This is a genomic window from Bacillus paranthracis, from assembly GCF_024296885.1.
Lineage (GTDB): Bacteria > Bacillota > Bacilli > Bacillales > Bacillaceae_G > Bacillus_A > Bacillus_A paranthracis.
Map to the genome: position 1 here is coordinate 4,808,262 of NZ_CP101135.1, position 24,077 is coordinate 4,832,338.

A 24,077-nucleotide genomic window follows, 5' to 3' on the forward strand; every position below is an offset into this window, starting at 1 on the left:
ACCTAAATCAATATTGATAATCATTTTCATTTGAATATCCTGTAAATAAGTATAGTCATTAATTATGTGAAAATCTTGTGAATGGTGTGAGTTAATAAAATTAAAAATAAATTTGATACAGTCTCAACTAATGCGCAGCAGATCCATCCCCCACACCTTATAAAACATGGTTTCTACTGCAAAAAAATGACTATTTCCTGATAGCAATCTTCTTTTTATAGTTTCTGTCTTTTCATATTTCACAGAAACTACTTTATGATCTTATTTTTATCATTCAACCATTGAATAGCCTCTGCCATGTATTGTTTGAATATATCTATTTTTCTTCTCACACTTTAACTTTTTTCTTACATACCCAATATATAAGTCTACTACATTTGGATTTACGACTACGTTATGTCCCCAAACTTGGTTCAAAAGCATTTCACGGCTCAATATTGTATTTTTATTCTTGATTAAAAATACAAGTAAATCGTACTCACGCTTCGTAAGCGAGAGATTTTTACCACCTTTTTTCACAATATTGCTAGATGCATCAACAAAGAGATCTTTAAACTGATAAAAGGTTATCTCATTTTGCTGGTTACAGTTACTTCTCCTTAAAATAGCTTGCACCCTTGCTACTAATTCTTCTTTCGCAAATGGTTTTCTTATATAATCATCAGCTCCAGCTTGTAACCCTGCTACGCAATCCTTGCTAGAAATATTGTCGGTCACAATAATGATGGGTGTCATTTTAACAAGTCGTATTTTCCTGCAAATTTCCGGTCCAGATATGCTTAATGAATCCCAATCTAATATAATAATATCCCAATCTTGTTCATATGCTATATTTAAACCTTCGTTTTCATTGTGAAGTTTTAAAATGAAATGGCCTTCTTCCTTTAAACCGCTTACGATTTTCTTTGCTAAAGACCGTTCATTTTTAATTACTAACACCTGCCTCACCGATGGTTCACCTCTACTTCAATATAACTTAGTTACATAAAAAATTATTTAAGATTTATAAATATTAAACCCCTAAAAAATCCATTAAAACAGCTTATTAGGAGAACTCTATATAATCTTACAATAGGTATAGATAGAAACACAAAACATATTAAGATTTGAATAAATTGATTTTATTGATAGAAACTCACCAATCGGGCGTTTACGATCAGCTATAGTATCTACCTGCTTATCATCCATAACCATTTCTTCATTTTCTATTTCAAGAAACCAGCCCCATTGCAGAAAACTAAAAAACAAACATTTGACTGGGTGGTGCAAAAGAAAAATCAACCGTAATTTTCTCTAAACTAATTGGGAAAGAATATAAAAATATATCTGTTGCGTAGTGAGATACACGTTTTTCTACTTCTAAAAACAAAAAGAACTATAACCTCACCAACCTGGCAAAGTTATAGTTCATATCATACAAAGTGTAACTCTACCCAAAAGTTACCACAAGTACAATAAAACAATACTGTTATTCTGTCACCTCCAACCATAAAAATACCGAGTAGGATATACTCGGTATTTTTTACTATCGTTCTTTCGGAAGAACAATTCCTTTATATAATTGAACTGTTACGAAATAGTAAATGGAATAAATAACTACAAAAATCAGAATTGGTAACCAAATACGGAAATATGGATCGATTAATATAAATCCTAAAATTTTCATACCTAGTAGAACATGTACAATTCCTACTATAGCTGGGAACAAGAATACAAAGAATAACTCTTTATAGATAGACTTTGTTAATAATTCATGGCGAACACCAATTTTACGTAGCATTTCATAGCGCACAATGTCTTTTGAAGCACCGGAAAGTATCTTAAACATTAAACAACTTGCCATCATCGCAAGGAAAGCAACGCCTAAGAAGAAGCCCATAAATATCGTTCCGCTAGCACTAGCATTTACTATATTATACATTTGATATTTACTAAATATATCCTCAAGTTTGACGTTTTTATATTTAACTAGCTGCAACTCGTCAATTTTTTTCCATTTGTCTAAATATGATTCAAAATCATCCGTCTTTCCAATTAACACTATGTTTTCTTTTTCTTGTATTTTATCGTACATTTTTTTATCTACTATTTTTTGTATTTTGTCATTATAACCTAAATAACTTGGATAAATGCTATATAAGGCTTGATTCCACTCATCTGGAATGATACTTATATTCTCTTTATTTTCTACAGCGTATTTGGGAATTGCTCCTACGGGAAGATTTTGAGAAACTCGTTTTACTTTCCCTCTATCTTCTTTTTTATTTCCAAGATTCACAAGTGGACTTTTTTTCTCTAGATCTTCTTTTAAACTATATATATATTTCTCATCCACTTTATAACGATATTCATTCTTTTCATTAAATGTAATACCATCTACAATTTTCTTTTCTTCTGTTGTTGGATTATGAATGACTACATCGTATATCACAATATCATCAGTTGATTTCATTATATTATTTTTGAACGCCATTCCACCTGAAATTGCTCCGGCACCAAGTGCTACTAACATTGCTACTGTCGCAAGTACCTTCGTTAAACTGTTAATACGGAAGTTTAATTGAGCAAATGTAAAAGCATTAAGGCCTTTTTCACTATAATTTTTATTGCTTTTCAACTTCTTAATAATAAGCGGAAGAACAGAAGCAAATAACATATACGTTCCTGCGGTAGTTGTTAACATTGCAATCATAAAGCCTTGCTCTTCAAGTTTATTTATATAAATCATGGAAGCATAGCCCGCTCCTAATAAAAGAACAGCAAAAAATGAAATTACCCAAGTCCACTTTCCATTGCTTATTGTACGTTCTGCTGAAGCGTCTGCATGTACAAGTTGCAGAACAGAAGTTCTTGATAATTTCACACTATTCATAATGGCAGATAGTACGAATATCACCAAGAAAAACATAAAGGTAACTAACATCGATGGTAGGTAAAACGCTTGATAACCATCTATAGTGAAATCTAATTGCTTCATAAGGAGCTTACCTACCCCTTGCGAAAACCCTATTCCTACTGTTAGTCCAATTACTAAGGATACTGCGCCGATTACAATTGTTTCCAGAAACATAAGCGTTGTAACCTTATGCTTTTTTGCCCCTAACATCATATACATCCCAAATTCTTTTTGGCGAAGAGACATTAAAAAAGAATTTGCATATAGAACATAAAAGAATGTAATGATTGCTAATAGGACTGTGCCAGTTTGGAAAACAGGCTCAATTGACCGAAAAGAAGTACTTGCTTTAACAAATGCCTTATTTAAAGCTAACGTTTGAAACATGTAAAAAATTGAAATTGACATAACAAGACCAACTAATAAGACAATATAATCTTTTAGTTTACTTTTTAATCCTGACATAGAAAGTTTAAATATCATAATGTAGTTCCTTTCTTATTCTTTAGATGTACCAAAATCCGCCAGTACATCTAAAATTTCTTTATAAAATGATTCTCGTGTACTATTACGATGAATCTCTTTGTACAACTTACCGTCTTGAATAAATAATATACGCTGGCAATAACTCGCACTATATGCATCATGAGTAACCATCATAATGGAAACATCTTGTTTTTCGTTTAAATTTTTCATTGCTTCTAAAAGACTTGTTGCATTTTTTGAATCAAGCGCTCCTGTCGGCTCGTCCCCTAATATAATTGCTGGTTCATGCACAAGTGCACGTGCTGCTGCCGAACGTTGCTTTTGTCCACCAGATACTTCAGATGGATACTTTCGAAGAATTTCTGTAATCCCTAACATTCCCGCTACTTTTTCTACTTTTGGTCCAATCTTTTTAGAAGCAATACCTTGTAATGAAAGTGGCAATGCAATATTTTCATAAATTGATAGATTTTCGAGCAAGTTAAAATCTTGAAAAATAAAACCTAATTTTTGAGAACGGAAATCTGAAAGTTCTCCTTGTTTCATTTTTGTGATATCGATACCAGCAATCTCAATAATACCTCCAGTTGCTGCATCTAACGTTGAAATTACATTTAATAATGTTGTTTTTCCTGATCCGGATGGTCCCATGATTCCAACAAATTCACCTTCTTGAATCGAGAACGATACATCTCGTAAAGCATGCGACTGATTCTCGCCTTTTTTACCGTACACTTTTTGAACATTTTTTACGTTTACAACTGATTTGCTCATTATATTCTCCTACCTTTTCTTTTTACTTGAAATATCCATTATTTATTGTTTTAGTTTTTCCTTTGCTTTTTCAGGAACTTTTTCTTCTTGTACTTCTTCGTATTTATAAACATACTTTCCTTTTACATGAACTTTTAAATAGTTATCTGGAAACTCATCTTTTCCATTAACACCCACTTTAATTGTGTTCTCATTACCTGATTCATCAACCCCGTTTAACACATAATAGAATCTTCTACCCTCGTGTTCAGGATCAGGTTTCGCTTTACCTTCTGTATGAACGTATACATCTTTTTCTTTTACCAGTGGATTAAATCTATCTATTGTCTCTCCACCTACATAAGTTAATAATCCACCTCCTACAACAATTAATCCTGAAACTGCAATCAATGCTTTTTTCATTTTCTTTTCCACCTTTTTTCTTATTTGATTTATTTTGTTATCATCTATTCTTTTAGAATGAATATACTCTCTAACACATTTTTTAGTATAAAGAGTGTTTCTTAACAAAAAGTGAGATAGTTTCTTAAGTTTTTCTTAACAAAAAATTTCACATTAAAAAAAAGAACTCTTTTTATAAGAGTTCTTTTTTTGCAATACAAGTACATATTTAATTTGTTTCGGCTATCTTGAATAATAATAGAAATACGCTGTTAATCTGCAGCAATAGGTAGCGAAATAATAAATTGTACCAGTCCATCTTCATATTTTGCTCGAATATCTCCACCTTGCATATCAACTATGCTTTTAGCAATCGCTAGTCCCAGGCCAGACCCCTCCGCGACTCTACTTCTTGACTGATCCTTTTTATAAAAGCGTTCAAATAAATGTTCCAGCTCTTTTTTTGTAAATTCTTCACTTGGATTTTTCACAGAAATTTGAATGGTTTCTTTTTGTCGTTGTAGAGAAACTTTAATTTCTCCTTCATCCTTACTGTATTTAATTGCATTCATTAATAAATTATCAAATACACGAACAATTTTCTCCGGATCAACTACAGCATGTATTCGTTCTTCTGGAAACTCTTTCGTAATTGAAAGACCATGTTCTTCAGCTTGGGGAACCAACTCTTCAATTAATTGATCTAACATTTCATTGATACATATCTCTTGTTTTTCTAGCACAATATTCTCATTCGTTAATTTTGTATACTCAAATAAATCTTCTATTAAATTTTTGAGTTGTTCAGATTTTGAAAAAGCAATTTTTATATACTCGTCATATTGTTCCCTGTTTTCATACTTTGCATCTTGTAATAAACGTAAATATCCCATGATAGAAGTAAGCGGTGTGCGTAAATCATGCGAGACATTTGTAATCAATTCATTTTTTTGTCGTTCAATTTCTCTCTCTTTTTCTATATTCACCATAAGTCCTTTGGCCATTTGATTAATATTTTTTGTTAACAAAGCCATTTCGTCTTGTCCCTTCTCTTCAATTCGATATGCTAAGTTTCCTTTTGCAATTTCATTTACGCCTTGTACCATTACTTCAATCTCTTTCATTTTTTTCTTAGTCATATAAAAGAAAGAAAAAATAAATACAATAACTCCTAAAAGTGTTGGGAAAACTCCCTCTTTTATATCATAAGTAATAGATCCTTCTGGGATTCCGCTTACAAACATATATAAATTTTTACCTTCAACCGTTATTGGATAAAAGGTGAGGAACTCTTTACGCATTTCCTCTTTATTTGAAGCATCTTTATTAAATCTAACTTGATTTACTGCAAAATTCATTACATTGCTAATTGTATTATGCAAATTAATTTCTACTTCTTGTGCTTGCTTCGTTTTATATAAAACCTTTCCAGTTTCATCTGTAATCAATACTTTTAAAGCAGTTGTATCCTCTTCAGCCTTACTATTAATTATTTCTTGTAGGCTATTTATTTTATTCTCGCTTATTGCTTTTTCTGCAATTTGCTTTGCTTGAAAGTTAATAATCTTCATACCAGTACTGTAGTCAACATAAGCTGTTGAATTTACTCCTTCAGCAAGTGGAGCTGCGGCCCTTGATACAACAAACCCTAGTAATGCACAGAGAAAAAAGGTTGTAATGAGCTGTATTCTAATACTTTTTAAAATATAACATTGCAATTTTTTAAACATCCTTTTAATTTTATTATTCAAAGGATGAAATAATTTAAATATCTTTTTCAATTTTATATCCTACTCCCCAAACAGTTTTAACGTACCGAGGTTTTCTCGGGTTTTCTTCAATTTTTTCACGTATTTTCCGAATATGTACCATCACGGTATTATCAGATTGAAAAGCTTCCTCTTTCCACACTCTTTCATAAATTTGTTCTGCACTCATTACCATTCCTTGATTGCGAGCAAGTAATTCTAAAATAGCAAACTCCCTCGGCGTTAATTTTACTACTTGATCAGCGATAGTTACTTTATGTGTCGTTACATTGATTTTCATATCTCCAATTTCAACTTCGTTTTCATTTTGTACGCTTATTCCACCATTCATTTTCATGTATCTTCTAAGCTGTGACTTAATTCGAGCAATGAGTTCTAATGGATTAAAAGGCTTTGTAACATAGTCATCTGCACCTGTTGTTAGTCCTAAAATTTTATCCATATCTTGCGTTTTTGCAGATAACATAATAATAGGCATTTCTGCTATTTCTCTCACCTTCATACACATGTGGATGCCATCAATTTTGGGCATCATAATATCAAGGACAATTAAGTGCACCTCGTTTTTCTTTAGTAGTTCTAACCCTTCTTCTCCATCTTCAGCTTGCAAGACCCTATATCCCTCATTTTTTAAATAGATGGCGATGAGTTCTCGAATCTCCTTCTCATCATCCACTACCATTATTGTTTCTTTACTCATAAAATCTCCTCCGATGTAAATTCCAAAACTTATGCTTTTCTCTATTTACTTACCGTAGTACTTCGTTTTTGTATATATACATACCAAATACAAGCAACGATAAGGACAATACCCCCAAAATAAATACCATATTCTGTCGTAATTTCTACAATTGTTTCTATATGATTTCCAAATAAGGAACCAAGTAAAAAATAAACAAGTGTCCACACAAAACCCGTTGTATATGAATATAGAGCATATTTTCTATAGGACATGTTGTTCATGCCTACTAAGTAAGGGATAATGTGTCTAACGACAGGTATAAAGTAGCTGGTTACTAATGCATAATGTCCGTATTTATCAATCATTTTTTGTGATTGTAGCAAATACTTTGCCTTTTTCTTTTTCATTAATTTATCAAGTACCTTGGTACCAAATACTTTGCCCAATAGATAACCTAAAGAAAGTCCAGAGACAACTCCTAAATAAGTTAACAAAAAGGCTGGAATTACACTTAATATACCCACTGATGATACAAAACCACCGCTCATAACAATCATTTCATCTGGAATTGGCATACCGACAATACCGAGCCATAAACAGAAGAATAAAGCGGTGTAACCATACTGCTCAATATAAGACAATAATTCATGTAATTCCATTATGCATATGTCCTCATTACCGATTTTTTACAGCTAAAGACATAGGCTGGTGGGAAGTTAAACCAAACTTTTTTTAATTGGATATCTGGAAAAAAGGCTTCAATAAATCCTTTTTTGACAAGTGAATATTGAAAGGTAATAAACTTTCCGTTCTCACGTAACGACTCCATCACATTATTTAAAATACGTGATGATACTTCTTTTGGCAAGGAAGTGAAAGGTAATCCTGATAATACATAATCCACACCGTTTATTTGTAACTCTTCCACATACTTTTGAATATTTTCAGCTGATCCATGTATGACTACGATACTTGCATCATCCTCATATTGCTTCTGTAACTTTTTGAAAAAAACTTCATTAATTTCAATTAGAATAAATGTTGTTCTTTTCTTTTTCCTCTTCATAATCTCTTTCGTAAAAGATCCTGTTCCTGGCCCTAATTCTACAATACATTTTGCCACGTCAAAATCGATTGCATCTACCATTGCTTTTGCTAATATATTAGAGCTTGGTGCAATTGCCCCTGTGTTTTTCGGATGTTTTATAAATTCACTTAAAAATGTAATAAATTGCATCTCTATCTCCTCGTTCATTTGATTTGGTGTGAAGTAGATTTCAGTATAAATTTTAATTCTTAACAAATATCGAGGAGGATTCTTAAGTTTTTCTTATTTTTTTAATTTGTACTAAAAAAAGCATTCATCTAATTAATAGATGAATGCAAAAAGGAAAATGTAAACATATAAACTACAACTCTTACAGTAGTTCTTATTTAAGTACAAGAAAACAGTTAGTTCGTTGACAAATTGTGCTTAAACGAACAATTTGCTTTATTTGACAAGGTAATCCATTGCCCATCAACTCATGGATATAAAATCGCTTTATTTGATAGGCATGTTGTGAAATGCTCACAAGAACAAGCTTTATTAAAAGTCTATATACCTCTTTCAAATGGGTGCACTCTTTGCTTCAGAACCAGATTTACTATTGATACAGAAATACTATCATTGAATCATCATGAAACACACAATAGTAAAGATATAGCATATTATATGGTAATAAAGTATATCTGTAGGAGGTAGTTTCGTGTTTGATGAAAACAAAATACTTCAAGCTAATATATTTAATTCAAATTTAATTGGCCCTACACTTCCACCAATTCCACCATTTACTCTACCAACAGGCCCAACGGGAGAGACAGGCCCAACTGGGGCAACAGGCTCAACTGGAGCAACAGGCTCAACTGGAGCAACAGGTCCAACTGGGGCAACAGGCTCAACTGGGGCAACAGGCTCAACTGGAGCAACAGGCTCAACTGGGGCAACAGGCTCAACTGGAGCAACAGGCTCAACTGGGGCAACAGGCTCAACTGGAGCAACAGGCTCAACTGGAGCAACAGGTCCAACTGGGGCAACAGGCTCAACTGGAGCAACAGGTCCAACTGGGGCAACAGGTCCAACTGGGGCAACAGGCTCAACTGGGGCAACAGGCTCAACTGAAGGTTGCCTTTGTGATTGCTGTGTTTTACCTATGCAGAATGTGTTACAACAACTTATTGGGGAAACTGTGATTCTTGGCACTATTGCAGACGCACCCAACGTTCCCCCTCTTTTCTTTTTATTTACTATCACTTCCGTAAATGATTTTTTAGTTACAGTTACAGATGGTACCACATCCTTTGTGGTCAATATTTCTGATGTAACAGGTGTAGGATTTTTACCACCAGGGCCATCTATAACATTACTTCCGCCTGTAGACTCAGGATGCGAGTGTGATTGTCGTGAACGACCAATTAGAGAATTACTAGATACGCTTATTGGTTCTACAGTGAATCTTTTAGCAAGTACTGGTTCTACTGCAGCAAGTTTTAACGTGGAACAAACAGGTCTTGGTATAGTTCTAGGTACTTTACCTATAAGTCCAACTACAATCGTTAGATTTGCTATTTCAACCTGCAAAATTACAGCTGTGAACATTCTCTAAAATCTAGAGATGTATAGTGAAAATGGAAGCAAATACTCATCAGGTTAAAATTTTATTACACCCCCAGAACGAAATTTTTAGGCTTTCTTATAACGAAAAAGCTTATTTCTCGTTTTGGGGCTTGATGGATGGGTGGTGCTACCCATTCTAGTGAAGGTCCTTGCGTGAACCTACTTACACAGGTCTTTACGTACTCAAAAAAACAGTCTATTGAAATAGTCCGTTCTTAGGTAAACGATATAATTTTAGATTTTTTACACTAGAACCAATTGTTTATGGATCGTAGTGCGAGTCCATTTCTTATTTCCAGTTTTCTTGTCCTCCTTCAAAATGATCAATAAATGGGAGCGGATGATGTTGACACTCCATATAAATCATATTTACGTTAATCTTCTTTCGGAAGTAAAATTCTTTTATACAATTGAACTGTAATCAAGTAGTAAATTAAGTAAATCACTACGAAAATGACAAGTGGTAACCAAATTCGGAAGTACGGATCAATCAAAAGCGGAGCGAACATGTTCATACCAACTAATATATGTACAATACCCACAATTGCCGTTACTAAGAATATGAAGAATAGCTCTTTATAAATCGATTGTGTTAATAATCCCCGGCGGACACCGATTTTACGAAGCATTTGATAACGTGTGCTGTCTTTCGATGCGCTAGATAGAATTTTAAACATTAGGAAACTTGCCATCATTGCTAAGAACGCAATTCCAACGAAGAAGCCCATAAACATGAATCGCTGGCCATACCATGACTCTGATTATACATTTGATACGTAATACCTAATTCTTCCGCTTTTACATTTTTATATTTCGCTACCTGTAATTCATTAAGTTTTTTCCATCGTTGAAATTACATTTAATAATGTCGTTTTACCAGAACCAGATGGTTCCATAATTCCGATAAACTCACCCTCTTGAAGTAACGGTTCTTTCAACTTAGGTGATTATTATAACGTTTCTCCAAAATAAAATACAAAAGCTTATAATGGTTCAGGTGCATCTAACGTTGCTTTTGTTCTCAATACATTTAACGGTGTTAGTGTTACAAACACATTCGACTCTGATGTTGCCGTTCAAAGCCAAGTTGGAACTGCCTAAATTTATTCATTTCTTTCTTCTAACCTTGAATTAAACTCACTATTCCGTTAATGCTGTAAATACAGTTTCTGATTTCCCTTCATACCCGAGGGCTTAGCGGCTAGTTTTTACTAGCTGCTCTTTTATTCGGTTATTGCTTCTGTTTCTTAAAGAAATTCTTTAACTATATTTCCCTATTAAGGACAAATTCTTTAATAAGTCTCGAATAAAATAAATAATTTGACATATAATATCTATGCATCTAGATTATTATCTCTGTATGGAGCAGTTAGGCTGGGCTAACTGTTCTTTTATTGAATAAATTTCTCAAAAGTGTTAACAATATAAGTACACCAAGGTTGAATACGAATGACCATTTCGTTCTTCTTATTCACCAGGGCAGTTAGCTCTTGCTAGTTGCCTTTTTTAGTTTGCCCGAATTAAGTCTCAAATTATGTCCCATACTAAAAATGAGTGATACAGCTTGAATTCACAGTGGTCTCTGTAATGTTCTTTCCCTTTCTTTGAGGGATGAGCAGTTAGCGCTTGTTAACTGCTCTTTTGTGTTGAGCAAATAATGAAATTTTGTTCTTATTTCTTTTTCAAATCATATACTTCTAACCTAGACGTTACGCTCATAAGAGTTACCTCCTATCTGAAAGAGCACTGATGCATGGTGCTCTTTTTTAAATTCCTTATTTTTACAAAATGAAATTTTTATTATATTTTTCAATTCAAATATCCTTCTCATCAATGTATGAAAAATATCACTTCTTCTTTAAGCATCTTTATGAACAAAATTTATAACCTTTACTCCACTTGGATTTATATTAAAAGTAATAGTTTCTATGCCATTCGGAGGGTTATGAGCCCCTATATAAGTTTTATATTGAACTGTAACAATAAAATTAAAGTTTTCTTCTGGGAAACGTTCAATTTTTATAATTTTTGTGTCCGTTAAACTATACTGATGATCTGGTCCAAGCTTGCTTCTGATTACTTGACTTGCATATGGTGCTAATAAAGTATTATAAGAATCATAAAACTTTTGATCATTACTATTAACCGCTTTGATATCTAACGGATTTAAAAATGAAACCGTCATTACAATTCCAAAAAACAAACCTATCACTTTACCTTTTAACACATAATCACCCTTATTTAATTTGGATATCCGTTAACCTCTCCAGCATAAGAGATGACTATTCTTCATCCTTATCTAACTTCTTTTATTCAAATAGCGTTTTTATTAAACATTTTTTCACACTTTATTTTTAACTCCCATATACTTATACGGACTATAAAAAAACACACAATTTAGTTCTTGGTCAAAGAGCGCCATACGCCCTAATGGTGCTCTTTCTATTCAAATAAGGATTTTGTATAAAACTGCGTTATTAGCACAAGCCATTACTTCACATAAATAATAAGGTATTTCTATATTCAGAATACAGAAAGGAATGTTAAACATGTTCTTTGCAGCTACGCTTCAAGACATTTACGAAATTGATGATGATTATCTTATAACTTGTAAAATAGATAATCATTCTAAATTTAACTTTGTAATTTCTAAAGATAAGGTGCATGGCACTCCATTTATAGGTGCACATATTTCAGGTAACTATGATGATAATAAAGAGATAACGAATATCTTTATTGGATAAATGACATACATTTTTTGATATCAAATATTAATTTTGTTTAAACTTCATTAACCGTATTGATTCCTTTGCATACATTACAATCACAAGGAATTCTACAGGTTTCCCTAGGCCAGTTACCTTGCATTCCTTGTGGAAATAACCCGTTATAACTAGCGGGTTATTTTATTTTTGATTACAAGATAACTATTTTGTTAAATTTCATAAATTCAACCGCTTGTCCATTTCACTTTTCTATATCATTGCATTTACTATTAGTAGAACGATTTTTTTGAGGTGAATTATATTGGACGAGTTTTTATCCTCCAATGCATTAAATCCGGCTTCAATAGGACCTACACTCCCACTGGTTCAACGGGTACTACTGGCGCTACTGGACCTACTGGAAGTACTGGATTGACCGGGCCTACTGGATTTAATCTTCCTGCCGGAACTGCTTCTATTACCTTGACTTCTAACCAAACTACAGCGTGCGTATCCACCCAAGGAAATAATACTTTATTTTTTTCTGGTCAAGTATTAGTAAACGGTATTCATACTCCAGGAGTAGTAGTCAGCTTTTCATTTAGTAACCCGGCTCTTGTTTTCGCGGTTCCTCTTGCCGTTATCACAAATGCTTCAGGTAACTTCACTTCGGTATTTCTAGCGGCTAATGGACCTGGAACAATAACTGTTACTGCTTCACTACTTGATTCTCCAGGAACAATGGCTAGCGTCACTATTACCATTGTAAATTGTCCATAATGATTGGACTAAGAAATCTATATAGTAAGATGGGAACTGTAAATCAGTGCTCTTTTTTCATCTGGATATTCCTTTCAAATGAAATCTTTAATTTAAACTTACTTAATAAAATTCAACTTTGTCTTACTTCGTTCCCGTAGATCCAAATCCGCCAACACCTCGTTCACTAACCAATAGCTCGACCACCTTAACAAAATGAGCTGTTACCACTGACGCTATGACGTCTTGAGCGACGCGTGTACCTTTTTCAATTACATGAGCTTTCATAATTAAACTTAATGGTCTTTCAGTGTTATCTACCAACACTCCAACCACTCCATGATAGCCACTATTCCATGTTCATACACCCACGGTAATTTTTAATTTAGGTATTGAAATTCTCTAAATCTCGATGTATTATATCTTTGTATTTTCTCAGTTCCTAGGCCGAGAAAAGATCATCACTTCTGAAAGGCCCCAAACTCCAGAGGTTCCTTTTTATTTACTTGAACCCATTTTCAAATTATTGTATTATATTTTCAGGTCTTACTTATATAAATCATTATCAGGAGAATCTGCAGGTTTGTAGGTTCTTTTTATATTTTTTCAAATATAAATTAATGTGGTGCTATCCCAGCTATATTTATTTGGAACATCTAAATGTGGAGGTGCATTATATATGAGGGAATTATCTTTCTTCCATCATATATAATGTCTTGGTCAATTGGAGAAGGCTACGGAAACAGTCGGTCTTCATACGAAAAATGAATCATAACAAAAGCATTACTTGAAGTATGCTTTTGTTATGATTGGTAAATTGTTTTTTCGCGAGGATTAAATATTAAAAATTCGTATCATATCCATTCTCATATATCAATAATGTTTAATATCCCTAATTTAAATTTATTATTTCAACGGATGGAAAATAACGCTAATTTTATTTTAGTATAACAGGAACCCAAAGTTCATGCCTTGGTTTATGTTTTGGGCCGTAATAGCATTCTATACATGGTAAATTTGCAAGTTCATACTTAGAAGTTGGGACCCACTCAGAGTATAAACGTTTCCATGCATCCACTATATTCGGGAAAACTGCCCATGTACTTACTGGAATAACAAGGGTCTCCATATCAGTTGGTACTTCTCCATCGTATCTTACCCCCATAAAGTAGGAAAACTCTTCATCTGTTATAGCAGCATCTTTTCCGCAAACCCCCAAAAGACTTTCCAGTTTGCATTTTGGATCTTCCCATGACATATCTATCAATTCTTGCATAAACCCATCTTTTTTCGCATTGTTCCAAAGTGTAGGGATTTTTTTAAAAGCACTGCTTGTCTTTACGCTCTTACTTTTGCCTACAATTCTTAGTTCAAAATCAAGGTTTTCAATCCTGTACTCCATCTCGGTATCTCCTTTTATAGAAATTTGAAAGGAAATTTTCGGAAAAGCTTTTAACTGTACTCCTTTATTACGAGCGTTAGAAGGAGTTATTCCATGCATTTTTTTAAAAGCACGCGAGAAAGCATCAGAAGAAACATAACCATATTTAATAGCTACATCAATAATTCGAATATCACCTTTTTGAATTTCAAATGCTGCAAGAGTTAAACGTCTTCGTCTAATATATTCCGAAAGTGATACACCTGAAATTGATGAAAACATCCTGGAGAAATGAAACTCAGAGCAACTAGCTGCCTTTGCAATTTTCTTATAATCTATGTCTTCATCCAAGCTATTTTCGATGTATTCTAATGCATTATTCATTCTTTCTAGCCAATCCATAAGTTTACTTCCTTTCAAGGATTTACTTTAATACATAACAAACAATAATAACCGACATTTCATGCCTAAAAATGTTGGTACAAAAAATACACTCTTTAATATATAGTGCATTCTTTTCAGATGTTTTTTTCTTTATCTGAAGAAACTATTATTCAAGAAAAGGTCTTAAATATTTTACCTATAAAGTTTATAATCTACCCACTTATCATAACTTTCTATAATTGCATCTAATTTGTTTTCATACTAACTTTTGAACATATCATTTATGTTTTGAAATTAAATTTTGACATTTATTTGCGCACCTTTACCTAGTGTTGCTAATACAGCGATAATTAAAATTTTGTCACATTAGGTTACTGTGGCTTCCATAATTAGCTTTGAAAGAATTTGAATAATATTTTTTTGGCTTTTATATAATACATATTTCCCATCTTTTTTACTGGTAACTAAATTCGCCTTTTTTAGTACTTGAAGGTGTCTAGAAACCGCACCCTCGCTCAAATGACAAATTTGTGCCAAGGATTGTGTAGTTAATGAACGTTCCTGTAATATCCTCAAAATTTGCAACCTAGAAGGCTCCCCTAAAGCTCGATAAATATCTACCATTTTTTCAATAGGTTGCTCTGGAAATGCCTGTTTTCTTGCTACTGAAGAATCATAAACAATAACAACCCCCTCTTTTATTTCGTCTACAAAAAAATGTGGCCAAACAAAATAACTAGGCATAAAAATAATAGATTCATCACTTTTCATCTGATAAATTGTTTTAAATGGTTTGTGAAGATACAATTTATTTTTATTATCAATCCAATAAATGCGCTCTGAGGATAAAGAAGCAATAAATGCTGAAAATCCTTTTGTTTTCAGTAAGGTAGTTTGCTCTACAATTTCATTTAATAATTCACTCTTTAAATCTTCCCATATAGCCGAGAAAATTGTTTGATAATAATCTGTTAGAAAATTTAGCAACCTATGGAATACAAAGGTTGGTCGCCTCTTTAAATCTTCGAGTATATCACTCTTATTACTGAAAGCAAAATCTGTCCATTCAATCCCTTTAGCTAAACTAGGTATAAATCGATTCTCCCTGTGTTCAAAGACAAGTGTTAACTCATGTAGAATCTTACGAGCATTTTTAACAGTTAATTTTTTAGCAAGTAATTCTATCTCCTCTTCAATTGTGAATACAGATTTGTAGATTCCAGGAAGAAGCGTGGGTGGAACTCCTAGTTCAAAGCATAGATTAAAATATTGTAGATCCTTCTGCATATCATTTGTTAAGTTTTTTTTAGCTTCAATAACCCATGGTAAGTGGATCCCGTGATGTTTTGGATTGTTTAATACATGCATGCTTCGAAACATTTCATTCAAAGGTGAAAAGGAAAACTGAATACGTTGTAAAAGTGTTTCCTTATTATTTGCTATATAAGGCGGAAATATAATTTCAATTCCCATTTCATTGATCTCTCCTTAAACGATTTGATAAAAACGAAATCGATAGATTATTAAGATAATTTTATTTTATCATTACATTGAAAGCAAAAACACTTAAGGAGGAAAATTATTATGTTGAAGCAAAATGAAAGACTTATGTACAAATCTGAAGCATTTGATAACGCGATGTATTGGGAACGCGTAAACCGAAGCCTTGGATGGCTAGGCAGTACCGAGGAAGAACAAGTACAAAGACAGAAAAAACTACGTGATGCTGTTGTTGGAATTGCAGGAACTGGTGGTATCGGAGGAGCACTTGCCGCACGTCTTGTTAGAATGGGAGTAAGAAATCTGAAACTTGCAGATCCAGATTCATTTGATGTTACGAATATGAATAGACAAATGGGTGCTGATTTGGATCATCTAGGAAAAAACAAAGCTGAAGTTGTTGCTGAAATGACTTACAATCTTACGAAAGATGTAAACATAGAGGTATATCCAGAGGGGATTACTCCTGAAAGTGCTGAAGAATTTATGAAGGATTGTGATTACGTTTTAGACCAGATGGACTTTTATGAAATTCGTAACCGATATGCATTACATCGTGCTTTTCGAAAATCCGATCGTTGTAAATTCATGTTAAAGGTTCCTACAGTTGCACATGGTACATATATTTATAAATACACAAAAGATTCTATGCCTATCGAAGAAGTATATGGAATTCCCGAAGATGCTACAATGACTCCAGAGGTTATTAAAAGACTTATGGAACGCCTTATCCCTGAAATGCCTTCATATCCAAGTAAAGAAATGTTAGATCATTGGTTTATCGACTTGGAGAGAATGCCTATTTTTGCTGGATGCCCACCGCTTGCAGAAGGTGTTTTAGCAGAGCGATTAGCATTAGCTATTACAGAACTTGATCAATTGCCAGGTGCTCAGCAATTACCAGTTCAACCTGGATACGCTATGTTTGATACTATGGCTTGGCAATCTAAAATAGTTCATGGTAAGTGGTGGTCTGAATGATCCAACCTGTAACTAAAGTCGTTTTATTCTCAGAAGTAAATTCGAAATTTGGTTTACCGTTTCTTCAGGAATTAATACAAGAGCCTTCTATTTCCGTAGAGGCTCTTGTAACTAGTCCCGAAGGAAAGTTATGTTCTTATTATATTGGAGAACCTGATCAAGTTGATTTAGAAAAAGAAGCCAAAGACATTGGAATTCCCGTGTTACGACCGGATAAACTGAATGATTCTAACACAATAGAATTATTAAAAAATTATAATGCTGATTATTTTATTATTGCTAACTACCAAAAAATATTAAAAGAAGATATTTTATCTATCCCAAAAGAAGATACTATAAATTTTCATCCAAGCCCATTACCTAGGTATGCTGGATTAGCACCTTTTTTCTGGATGGCTAAAAATGGAGAAAAAGAAGGTGGTGTTTCATGTATCCAAGTTGTGCCAGAGATTGATGCTGGTCCTATTTTAGCTCAAATGCCTGTTGTTATGTCAGGGACTGAAACATCTTTAGAAATTCGAGAAATACATTTTAAACAATCCATTATTTTGCTAAAACAAGTTCTTCAAAAAATTAAAAATAAAGATTTCACTTCAAAATTGCAGTTATTATCTGATCGAACCTATTATAGTCAGCCAAAAGAAGAAGATTATTTTATAAATTGGGAGCTGGATACAGAATCCATACTCCGTACTATTCGCGCTGGGTATCCACAAGGGGCTTTTGCATTTAATCAATATAATGAAAAAATCCGGATATTACATGCTGAAAGAACAGATTATCCACAACAAATTCAAAGTATTGGTATATTTCGTGAACATAACGATAAAATTCTTGTTTCTACAAAAGATGGATGGCTTCATTTACAAACGATTATTAATGACGTTTTATCAACCAGCACACAAATAGAACATAATGAACAGGTAGTGTCAATTTAATGGATAATACAAATGTGGTTATAAATCGTAAACTTTCTCTTTTTAGTGAAAAGTTAGTCATCCTGATTGCTGGTATCGGGATGTTTTTATCAACTTTAGATACAGGGATTATTAACATTGCTCTACCTTATTTAGAAAAAGAATTTCATTCAACAGTAACTATAACAGCATGGAGCGTTACCATATATGTTATGGCACTGAGTGCAACTATTCTTTTATTTGGAAAAATTAGTGATCGTGTAGGTCGTTTTCGAATATGTTTATATGGTTTTTTCATATTTTTAATTAGCTCTATACTATGTGGATTAGCTCAAGAGATGTGGCAGTTAATTGTATTTCGTGCTATTCAGGGTGTTGGTGCTGCTGCATTACAGGCTACATCTGCTGCACTTATTACAACTCTTGTCAGTCCTGAAAATCGCAATCACGCATTAGGTACCTTAGGAGTAATGATAGGTTTAGGACCAATTTTAGGTCCTACAGCAGGTGGGCTTTTCATTTCATTAGGAAGTTGGCGATGGATTTTTTGGATTAACATCCCATTATGTTTAATAGGTTTGTGGGCTTGTTATAAACTTTCTCGATTTATAAAAGAAGAAAAACATCCAGCTCCTATTGATGTGTTAGGAAATATATACTTTACTTTAAGTGCCTTGCTATTTCTTTTCAGCTTATCTCATGGAGCAAACAAAGTAATGGGAAGTATACCTACTTGGGGGTATATAATCGCTTCTTTTGTTTTATTAGGTATTTTCATATTCCATGAATCCAACACTAAGCATCCTATTATAGATGTACATTTATTTCTTAAGTCAACCTTTATTGTTCCAATACTTGCAACAATAGGATTCGGGGTGGCATCAGCAATTATATTTATCGTCCCTCCATATTTTTTACAGAATTTTACGTCATTAACTCCATTACAAACAGGTTTTGTTTTACTATCAGCCCCACTTGGGCTAGTAATCTTCTCAAGAATAGCTGGGAAGTTCATGGGTCGCTTTGGAACAACCTTATTTATGAGAGTAGGTTTAGGAATTATGTTTATAGCATTTGTCGGCCTAAGTTTTATTGAAGCGCAATGGTCACCATATCTATTAGCTAGTGTATTGTTTCTATACGGTATTGGAGGCGGCATTTTCCAACCAGCAAATATTGCTTCAATCATGGCATCTGTTTCAAAAGAAAAACAAGGATCCGTTGGAGCCGTACAACGCATGTTACAAAATGTTGCAATTGCCTTTGGTGCAGCAGTTGCCGCAACATTCATGAGTACACAAAGCTATTTAGGAACAGACGGGCTTATCCAAGCCTTTCGATATTCATGGTATATCGCAGGGGGATTATTACTCTTCAATATCTTATGCTTCTTAGGATACCGAAAATCTTAAAATCATAAAAAGCTTTTCAGTAACAAAAACCGATTTACCTAGAGATAAATCGGTTTTTGTTTAATTAACTGTTTTGTAAAAGTCTATTCAACTAAAATTATAAACGCTTGAATTAAATATCACTTATTTTTTATGAAGAAATCCCATCATATCTTCATAGGATATAACTTCATTAGTGATGGTTTCATACTGTCCTTTCGTAATTACTTCCAATGCAAGTTTTCGTAAAGTAGAAATAGTAGCTCTATATGCTCCAGATCCAAAACTTATTCTACTAACCTTTAAACATTCTAAATCTGTAATAGATGGTGTAGAGTCATGAACCAAAACATTAAGTGGTAAATTTATTTTTTTAGTAAACATGTGAATTTGTTCTTTCTGAGCTAATCCAGGGATGAAAATTCCATCTGCCCCAGCATCTTTGTATGCTTGTGCACGTTTCATCGTCTCTTCAAATCTATTATTGTTAAGTATGTATGCATCCGTACGTGCATTTATAAAGAGAGGAACCCCTTCTGAAATAGACACATTTTTAATACTCTCAATTTTCTTTTGCTGATATGCCGTATCGTATAAGGAACATATATGATTTTTCTTACTATCTTCTAAGTTTATCCCTACAACACCGCTAGCTATAATTTTTCTTACATTCTCTAATACTTTTTCAATTGTTTCACCATATCCAGATTCTATATCTGCACTGACAGGAATATTTACAGATTGAGTAATTTTCTCGATAACATCAAGCATGGATTCAAATGGCAGTTGCTCACCATCACTATAACCTAAGGATGCCGCAATTCCTGCACTAGTTGTTCCTATAGCTCTATAGTTTAAGTCTTCATATATCTTTGCACTCATAACATCCCAGGCGTTTGGTAAAATTAATATGGAAGAATCGTGATGATAATCATTAAATATCTTTGATTTCATTAACATGTCATTCAATTTATCTTCCCCCTAAAATAATAATCTTGTAACAATTTTACCATTTTGGAAATTAGGTTAGCATGGAAATATACTTATTTTATTAGGAGTGTGAAAAATGGATATTTCTAAAGTGGATTTATTACTTCGTTCTGATTCAAGAGTACATATATTAGCCTATTTATTAGACGGTAAAGCCTATCCTGCTAGTGAATTAGCTCATGTTGCCAAGATAAAACCTAAAACAGCTACCTACCACCTATCAAAAATGAAAGAGGAAGGAATCCTTTCTATAGAAAAACACGGAAAACATAGTTATTACAGGCTTTTCAATTCCGAAATATCAAAAATTCTCGAATCACTTCTTATAATTAGTCCTCAAGAAAAAATCAAACCATTGCGTCAATCATCTCAATCAAGCGAATTAAGATGTGCTCGCACCTGCTATAATCATTTGGCTGGAAAGTTAGGTGTGGCTATTACAAATTCCCTGTTAGATAAAGGATACTTAATCAAAAATGATTTATATTTTCATATAACGAAGACTGGTCAAGAATTTTTTAAAGAACTCGGGATTGATTTGAATGAATTTAAACAAAAGCGTAGCATCTTAGCAAAGGCTTGCTTAGATTGGACTGAAAGAGAACATCATCTTGCTGGGAGCCTAGGAAATGCACTTTTAGAAAAATTATTAGAATTAAATTGGATTCAAAGAGTATCAAAGTCACGAGCAATCAAAGTTAATCCAGATGGTAGAAAAGAATTAGAACAAATATTTTCTATAAATATTACGCAAAATTAACTTTATGTTGTAAAGTTTTTTCTTAGTGTGCTTTTTTCTGAAAATACTGATGGTATACCTGTTAATAAAGTTTCATCCCGTATGTTTTTAATAAACAAATTCATTGAAGATGCCATTACCCCAAGCCAATATTTTGTAACATTCCTTATCCTACTTATATTTCTATACTCATAAGGCTTTGCAGATTACAAGAAATAGTTACTAAAAACATTCCCAAATAGCTTTCAGATAAACTGTTATATGTTGTGCACATGTAATTAATTTTGACCAGAATTGAAATCTTCAAATTCATTCTCTTACTAAATACAGGTACGAAAAATGATTAGAGAAAAAATTTACCGAAACAATTCGAGAAATACTGGACCTTGTAAACTTGCTTAAATGTGACAAGAAGAAATAATGTTGTAGTTGAAAGATTTTACGTATATTAGTATCTCATCTTTGGAAACTAAATAAAAAGATGAAATTATTTATCTGAATTTCACCTTTTTACTTTAGAGGTATGTTTTGTTTTTAACGTAGCATTAATTTAAAGGTTTCTTCTATGAATTAAGAAGCTTTAGATGTTGTTTTCCATGACCAATAAGTCCATTTTCGAAGTAAGTTCTCCAACGGTCCATATTTATATTTCTTTACATATAATGAACTGATAAAACATTGGATAGAATAGATTATAAACGCAACAAAAATCAAACTGATTGAATCTAAATTTTTGAATAGCCCAATATGATATCCACATATAAAAATAACAGTTTGCATAATATAATTTGTTAATGAAGTTTTTCCGACATTTTCAAACCATTTAAAAATTTTCATTTTAGAGAAATGGATAAATATCAAAGAAAAAGCTGCAATATAACCTATTGCTAAAAGTAATGAACCAATATTCAATACGAATAATGACAATTTGTTTTCAAAATGCATAATTCCAATATATTTCATAATCAAAGCGATTGGGATTAAAATAAGTCCTCTTTTATACCATACAAATTCTTGTTCTACACATACAAATACATTCTTTTTTGCAGCAGCCATGCCAAATAAGAATAGTGGCATTGTTTGTGAATTAGTAATTATTGATAGTAAAAATAAAGAAATTCCGATCATTATTAAAGTTCTTGGTTTCTTTTCAATTATGAACAACAGTAAAAAGCCAATGATGCCATATGTGAGAAGAACATCTCCTTGCCATAAAGTAGCATGAAGAGTACCTAATAATATAAGCATTGCAAATCTTCTGGTTAGATGCCATCTTACGTGCTTGTTCCTTCTTTTTAAAGATTCCACTAGTTTTATAAGGGAGTATCCAAATAGAAATGTAAAGATTGGCATAAAACTGCCTTCCGTTAGAATCTTAATAAATTTTTTTACTTGATCATTAGGTGTATCTAAGACACCATAACTGTAAATTACAACATTTGCTAATAAAATTCCTAATAAACTAAAACCTCTTAAAGCATCTATTATTCTAATTCTTTCTTTTTGCACAATGAATAATCCTCATTTCGTTTTTTTTTCATAATAAAATAATCTTCTTATTATTTTTTTTTGTTTTTCTTAAGAAATCCTTAACTTTATAGTAGCTGTATACTGAAGTGAAAAATTGTTTGAATTTAGAACCATAAATTTATCGCAATTATACAACGATATTAAACAAAAATTATTGTACTCGTTGTAATCACCATTAATTAGGAGGGATATATGTTACTATATATTTGTAATTCACAAAACAATAAGAAAGAAGGTGTTATTGTGGAAACAAGGATTATAGAAACTGAGAAGAAAATTGATTCAAAATCTCTTTTGGCTTTGGGGTTATTAATCATTTCCGGCATTGTATATCAACTTTTTTCATTTGTAGGGGGTATACCTGGATTATTAAGAATGATTATTGAAGCTTCATGGAATCTTATATTATGTGGAATTATTGGATACTATTTTTTAGGTAAAATATCATTAGAGCAATTTAAACATTTTAATTTTAAGACATTACTTTGGGGGATACCTTTAACGATTATCGTGGGTATGGGTTCCACCTCAATATTCAACTACATTTTTGAACCTGCAACTCAAAATTCTGTCGCTGAAGTAATAAGTATTTCTATGATTTTATTCCGTGTACCATTTATGTTAATGGGCGAAGAGTTGATTTGCACGAATATAATTATTGCATTACAAAAATTAGGATTGAAATTTGGTACAGCATCAATAATATGTAGTGTTTTATTTGCTTTGTGGCATATTCCTGCCTATGGTTTCGTGCCACTGCAGTTATTAATAACTATAATCCCAGCTAGATTAGCACTAAATTATATATGGAAAAATTCAAAGAGTGTTTGGGTAAGTTGGATTTGCCACTTTGTTTTCGATATTTTAGGTTTTTTGCCAATGCTTTTTAAATAAAAAATAACTCTACTTATAAATAACAAACAATAACATAAACAAAAAAAAGAACCTTAGGGTTCTTTTTTTACTTATTCTTATTCAGAACATGTAAGGATAGCATCATATCGCTATCAAGCTAATAAAATAAAGGTATGCATTTTCACTATTGGATTCCTATCTTTGGAACCATAAATTTGCCACAAACAAAAAGAACCATAACCTCGCCAACCTAGCAAAGTTATGGTTCATATCATACAAAATAAAAAACCACCAAATATGT

General features: G+C 32.6%; 22 protein-coding genes and 4 pseudogenes. 8 read left to right on the forward strand and 18 right to left on the reverse strand.

The genetic code is table 11. The annotated features are described in order from the left end of the window. Positions 1-270: 270 nt before the first annotated feature. The 8 genes from NLJ82_RS25010 to NLJ82_RS25045 all read right to left on the reverse strand — a co-directional run bounded on the left by NLJ82_RS25010 (position 271) and on the right by NLJ82_RS25045 (position 8,225). On the reverse strand, positions 271-948 hold the full coding sequence (locus NLJ82_RS25010; RefSeq protein WP_001250236.1) for a response regulator transcription factor: 678 nt from the start codon (positions 946-948) through the stop codon (positions 271-273). A gap of 577 nt (positions 949-1,525) precedes the next feature. Next, complete coding sequence (locus NLJ82_RS25015; RefSeq protein ID WP_000576403.1) at positions 1,526-3,379, reverse strand: FtsX-like permease family protein; 1,854 nt, start codon at positions 3,377-3,379, stop codon at positions 1,526-1,528. A gap of 15 nt (positions 3,380-3,394) precedes the next feature. Then, positions 3,395-4,156: an ABC transporter ATP-binding protein gene (locus NLJ82_RS25020; RefSeq protein ID WP_000047325.1), complete on the reverse strand. Its 762-nt coding sequence runs from the start codon at positions 4,154-4,156 to the stop codon at positions 3,395-3,397. Between the two features lie 42 nt (positions 4,157-4,198). Then, on the reverse strand, positions 4,199-4,558 hold the full coding sequence (locus NLJ82_RS25025) for a YxeA family protein (RefSeq protein WP_000709439.1): 360 nt from the start codon (positions 4,556-4,558) through the stop codon (positions 4,199-4,201). Positions 4,559-4,809: 251 nt separating this feature from the next. Next, a complete protein-coding gene (locus tag NLJ82_RS25030; RefSeq protein WP_000718089.1) occupies positions 4,810-6,318 on the reverse strand; it encodes a sensor histidine kinase in 1,509 nt (502 codons plus the stop codon). Next, positions 6,302-7,006, reverse strand: coding sequence for a response regulator transcription factor (locus NLJ82_RS25035; RefSeq protein WP_000032498.1), 705 nt, complete (start codon positions 7,004-7,006; stop codon positions 6,302-6,304). Before NLJ82_RS25035 ends, NLJ82_RS25030 begins: the two co-directional genes overlap by 17 nt. Positions 7,007-7,047: 41 nt before the next feature. Next, positions 7,048-7,647 carry a DedA family protein gene (locus tag NLJ82_RS25040; protein WP_000418900.1) on the reverse strand — a complete coding sequence of 200 codons (600 nt, stop codon included), beginning with the start codon at positions 7,645-7,647 and terminating at the stop codon, positions 7,048-7,050. Next, positions 7,647-8,225: a class I SAM-dependent methyltransferase gene (locus NLJ82_RS25045; protein WP_001159675.1), complete on the reverse strand. Its 579-nt coding sequence runs from the start codon at positions 8,223-8,225 to the stop codon at positions 7,647-7,649. The genes NLJ82_RS25040 and NLJ82_RS25045 overlap by 1 nt, the downstream gene beginning before the upstream one ends. A 511-nt stretch (positions 8,226-8,736) precedes the next feature. Between NLJ82_RS25045 and NLJ82_RS25050 the strand changes: the two genes are divergently transcribed. Further along, the gene (locus tag NLJ82_RS25050; RefSeq protein ID WP_254754606.1) at positions 8,737-9,633 is read left to right on the forward strand and encodes an exosporium leader peptide-containing protein; all 897 of its coding nucleotides are present in this window, start codon (positions 8,737-8,739) and stop codon (positions 9,631-9,633) included. A 385-nt stretch (positions 9,634-10,018) separates the two neighbouring features. Here the strand turns inward: NLJ82_RS25050 and NLJ82_RS25055 are convergent. Further along, positions 10,019-10,494, reverse strand: a pseudogene (locus NLJ82_RS25055) (ABC transporter permease); the annotation flags it as partial. Further along, a pseudogene (locus NLJ82_RS25060) lies at positions 10,481-10,582 on the reverse strand (ATP-binding cassette domain-containing protein); the annotation flags it as partial. The pseudogenes NLJ82_RS25060 and NLJ82_RS25055, both read right to left, overlap by 14 nt. On the opposite strand from NLJ82_RS25060, the pseudogene NLJ82_RS25065 reads away from it, so the two are divergent. After that, positions 10,566-10,745: pseudogene (locus tag NLJ82_RS25065) on the forward strand (spore germination protein); the annotation flags it as partial. The pseudogenes NLJ82_RS25060 and NLJ82_RS25065 sit on opposite strands and share 17 nt — an antisense overlap. A gap of 757 nt (positions 10,746-11,502) precedes the next feature. On the opposite strand, the gene NLJ82_RS25070 reads toward NLJ82_RS25065, so the two are convergent. Next, positions 11,503-11,871 carry a DUF3888 domain-containing protein gene (locus tag NLJ82_RS25070; RefSeq protein ID WP_000911826.1) on the reverse strand — a complete coding sequence of 123 codons (369 nt, stop codon included), beginning with the start codon at positions 11,869-11,871 and terminating at the stop codon, positions 11,503-11,505. Between the two features lie 322 nt (positions 11,872-12,193). Between NLJ82_RS25070 and NLJ82_RS25075 the strand changes: the two genes are divergently transcribed. Next, entirely contained in the window at positions 12,194-12,388 is a 195-nt protein-coding gene (locus NLJ82_RS25075; protein WP_000464520.1) for a hypothetical protein, read from the forward strand. 332 nt (positions 12,389-12,720) lie between these two features. On the opposite strand, the gene NLJ82_RS25080 is transcribed toward NLJ82_RS25075, so the two are convergent. The 5 genes and pseudogenes from NLJ82_RS25080 to NLJ82_RS25100 all read right to left on the reverse strand — a co-directional run bounded on the left by NLJ82_RS25080 (position 12,721) and on the right by NLJ82_RS25100 (position 16,346). Next, complete coding sequence (locus tag NLJ82_RS25080; protein ID WP_001993448.1) at positions 12,721-12,867, reverse strand: hypothetical protein; 147 nt, start codon at positions 12,865-12,867, stop codon at positions 12,721-12,723. Between the two features lie 51 nt (positions 12,868-12,918). Further along, positions 12,919-13,113, reverse strand: a complete 195-nt coding sequence (locus tag NLJ82_RS25085) for a hypothetical protein (RefSeq protein ID WP_012644696.1) — start codon at positions 13,111-13,113, stop codon at positions 12,919-12,921. A gap of 139 nt (positions 13,114-13,252) precedes the next feature. Beyond that, positions 13,253-13,468, reverse strand: a pseudogene (locus NLJ82_RS25090) (dUTP diphosphatase); the annotation flags it as partial. A 577-nt stretch (positions 13,469-14,045) separates the two neighbouring features. Next, positions 14,046-14,891 (reverse strand): AraC family transcriptional regulator, encoded by an 846-nt coding sequence (locus NLJ82_RS25095; RefSeq protein ID WP_000383877.1) that lies wholly within the window; start codon positions 14,889-14,891, stop codon positions 14,046-14,048. Positions 14,892-15,239: 348 nt separating this feature from the next. Further along, positions 15,240-16,346 (reverse strand): ArsR/SmtB family transcription factor, encoded by a 1,107-nt coding sequence (locus NLJ82_RS25100; RefSeq protein WP_000510642.1) that lies wholly within the window; start codon positions 16,344-16,346, stop codon positions 15,240-15,242. Between the two features lie 111 nt (positions 16,347-16,457). Between NLJ82_RS25100 and NLJ82_RS25105 the strand changes: the two genes are divergently transcribed. Genes NLJ82_RS25105 through NLJ82_RS25115 form a run of 3 tightly spaced genes read left to right on the forward strand, consistent with a single transcriptional unit; the run spans position 16,458 to position 19,683 of the window. Continuing rightward, on the forward strand, positions 16,458-17,354 hold the full coding sequence (locus NLJ82_RS25105; RefSeq protein WP_000917705.1) for a ThiF family adenylyltransferase: 897 nt from the start codon (positions 16,458-16,460) through the stop codon (positions 17,352-17,354). Beyond that, entirely contained in the window at positions 17,351-18,292 is a 942-nt protein-coding gene (locus NLJ82_RS25110) for a methionyl-tRNA formyltransferase (RefSeq protein WP_000615899.1), read from the forward strand. The genes NLJ82_RS25105 and NLJ82_RS25110 overlap by 4 nt, the downstream gene beginning before the upstream one ends. After that, positions 18,292-19,683: an MFS transporter gene (locus NLJ82_RS25115; RefSeq protein WP_000370712.1), complete on the forward strand. Its 1,392-nt coding sequence runs from the start codon at positions 18,292-18,294 to the stop codon at positions 19,681-19,683. The genes NLJ82_RS25110 and NLJ82_RS25115 overlap by 1 nt, the downstream gene beginning before the upstream one ends. Positions 19,684-19,806: 123 nt before the next feature. Here NLJ82_RS25115 and NLJ82_RS25120 read toward each other — a convergent pair whose 3' ends face one another. Further along, positions 19,807-20,631 carry an isocitrate lyase/PEP mutase family protein gene (locus tag NLJ82_RS25120; RefSeq protein ID WP_000999232.1) on the reverse strand — a complete coding sequence of 275 codons (825 nt, stop codon included), beginning with the start codon at positions 20,629-20,631 and terminating at the stop codon, positions 19,807-19,809. Positions 20,632-20,728: 97 nt separating this feature from the next. On the opposite strand from NLJ82_RS25120, the gene NLJ82_RS25125 reads away from it, so the two are divergent. Next, positions 20,729-21,412: an ArsR/SmtB family transcription factor gene (locus tag NLJ82_RS25125; RefSeq protein ID WP_000355288.1), complete on the forward strand. Its 684-nt coding sequence runs from the start codon at positions 20,729-20,731 to the stop codon at positions 21,410-21,412. 549 nt (positions 21,413-21,961) lie between these two features. Here the strand turns inward: NLJ82_RS25125 and NLJ82_RS25130 are convergent. After that, positions 21,962-22,900: a DUF418 domain-containing protein gene (locus NLJ82_RS25130; protein ID WP_001168474.1), complete on the reverse strand. Its 939-nt coding sequence runs from the start codon at positions 22,898-22,900 to the stop codon at positions 21,962-21,964. 264 nt (positions 22,901-23,164) lie between these two features. On the opposite strand from NLJ82_RS25130, the gene NLJ82_RS25135 reads away from it, so the two are divergent. Continuing rightward, entirely contained in the window at positions 23,165-23,815 is a 651-nt protein-coding gene (locus NLJ82_RS25135; protein ID WP_033670318.1) for a CPBP family intramembrane glutamic endopeptidase, read from the forward strand. The last annotated feature ends 262 nt before the right edge of the window (positions 23,816-24,077 follow it).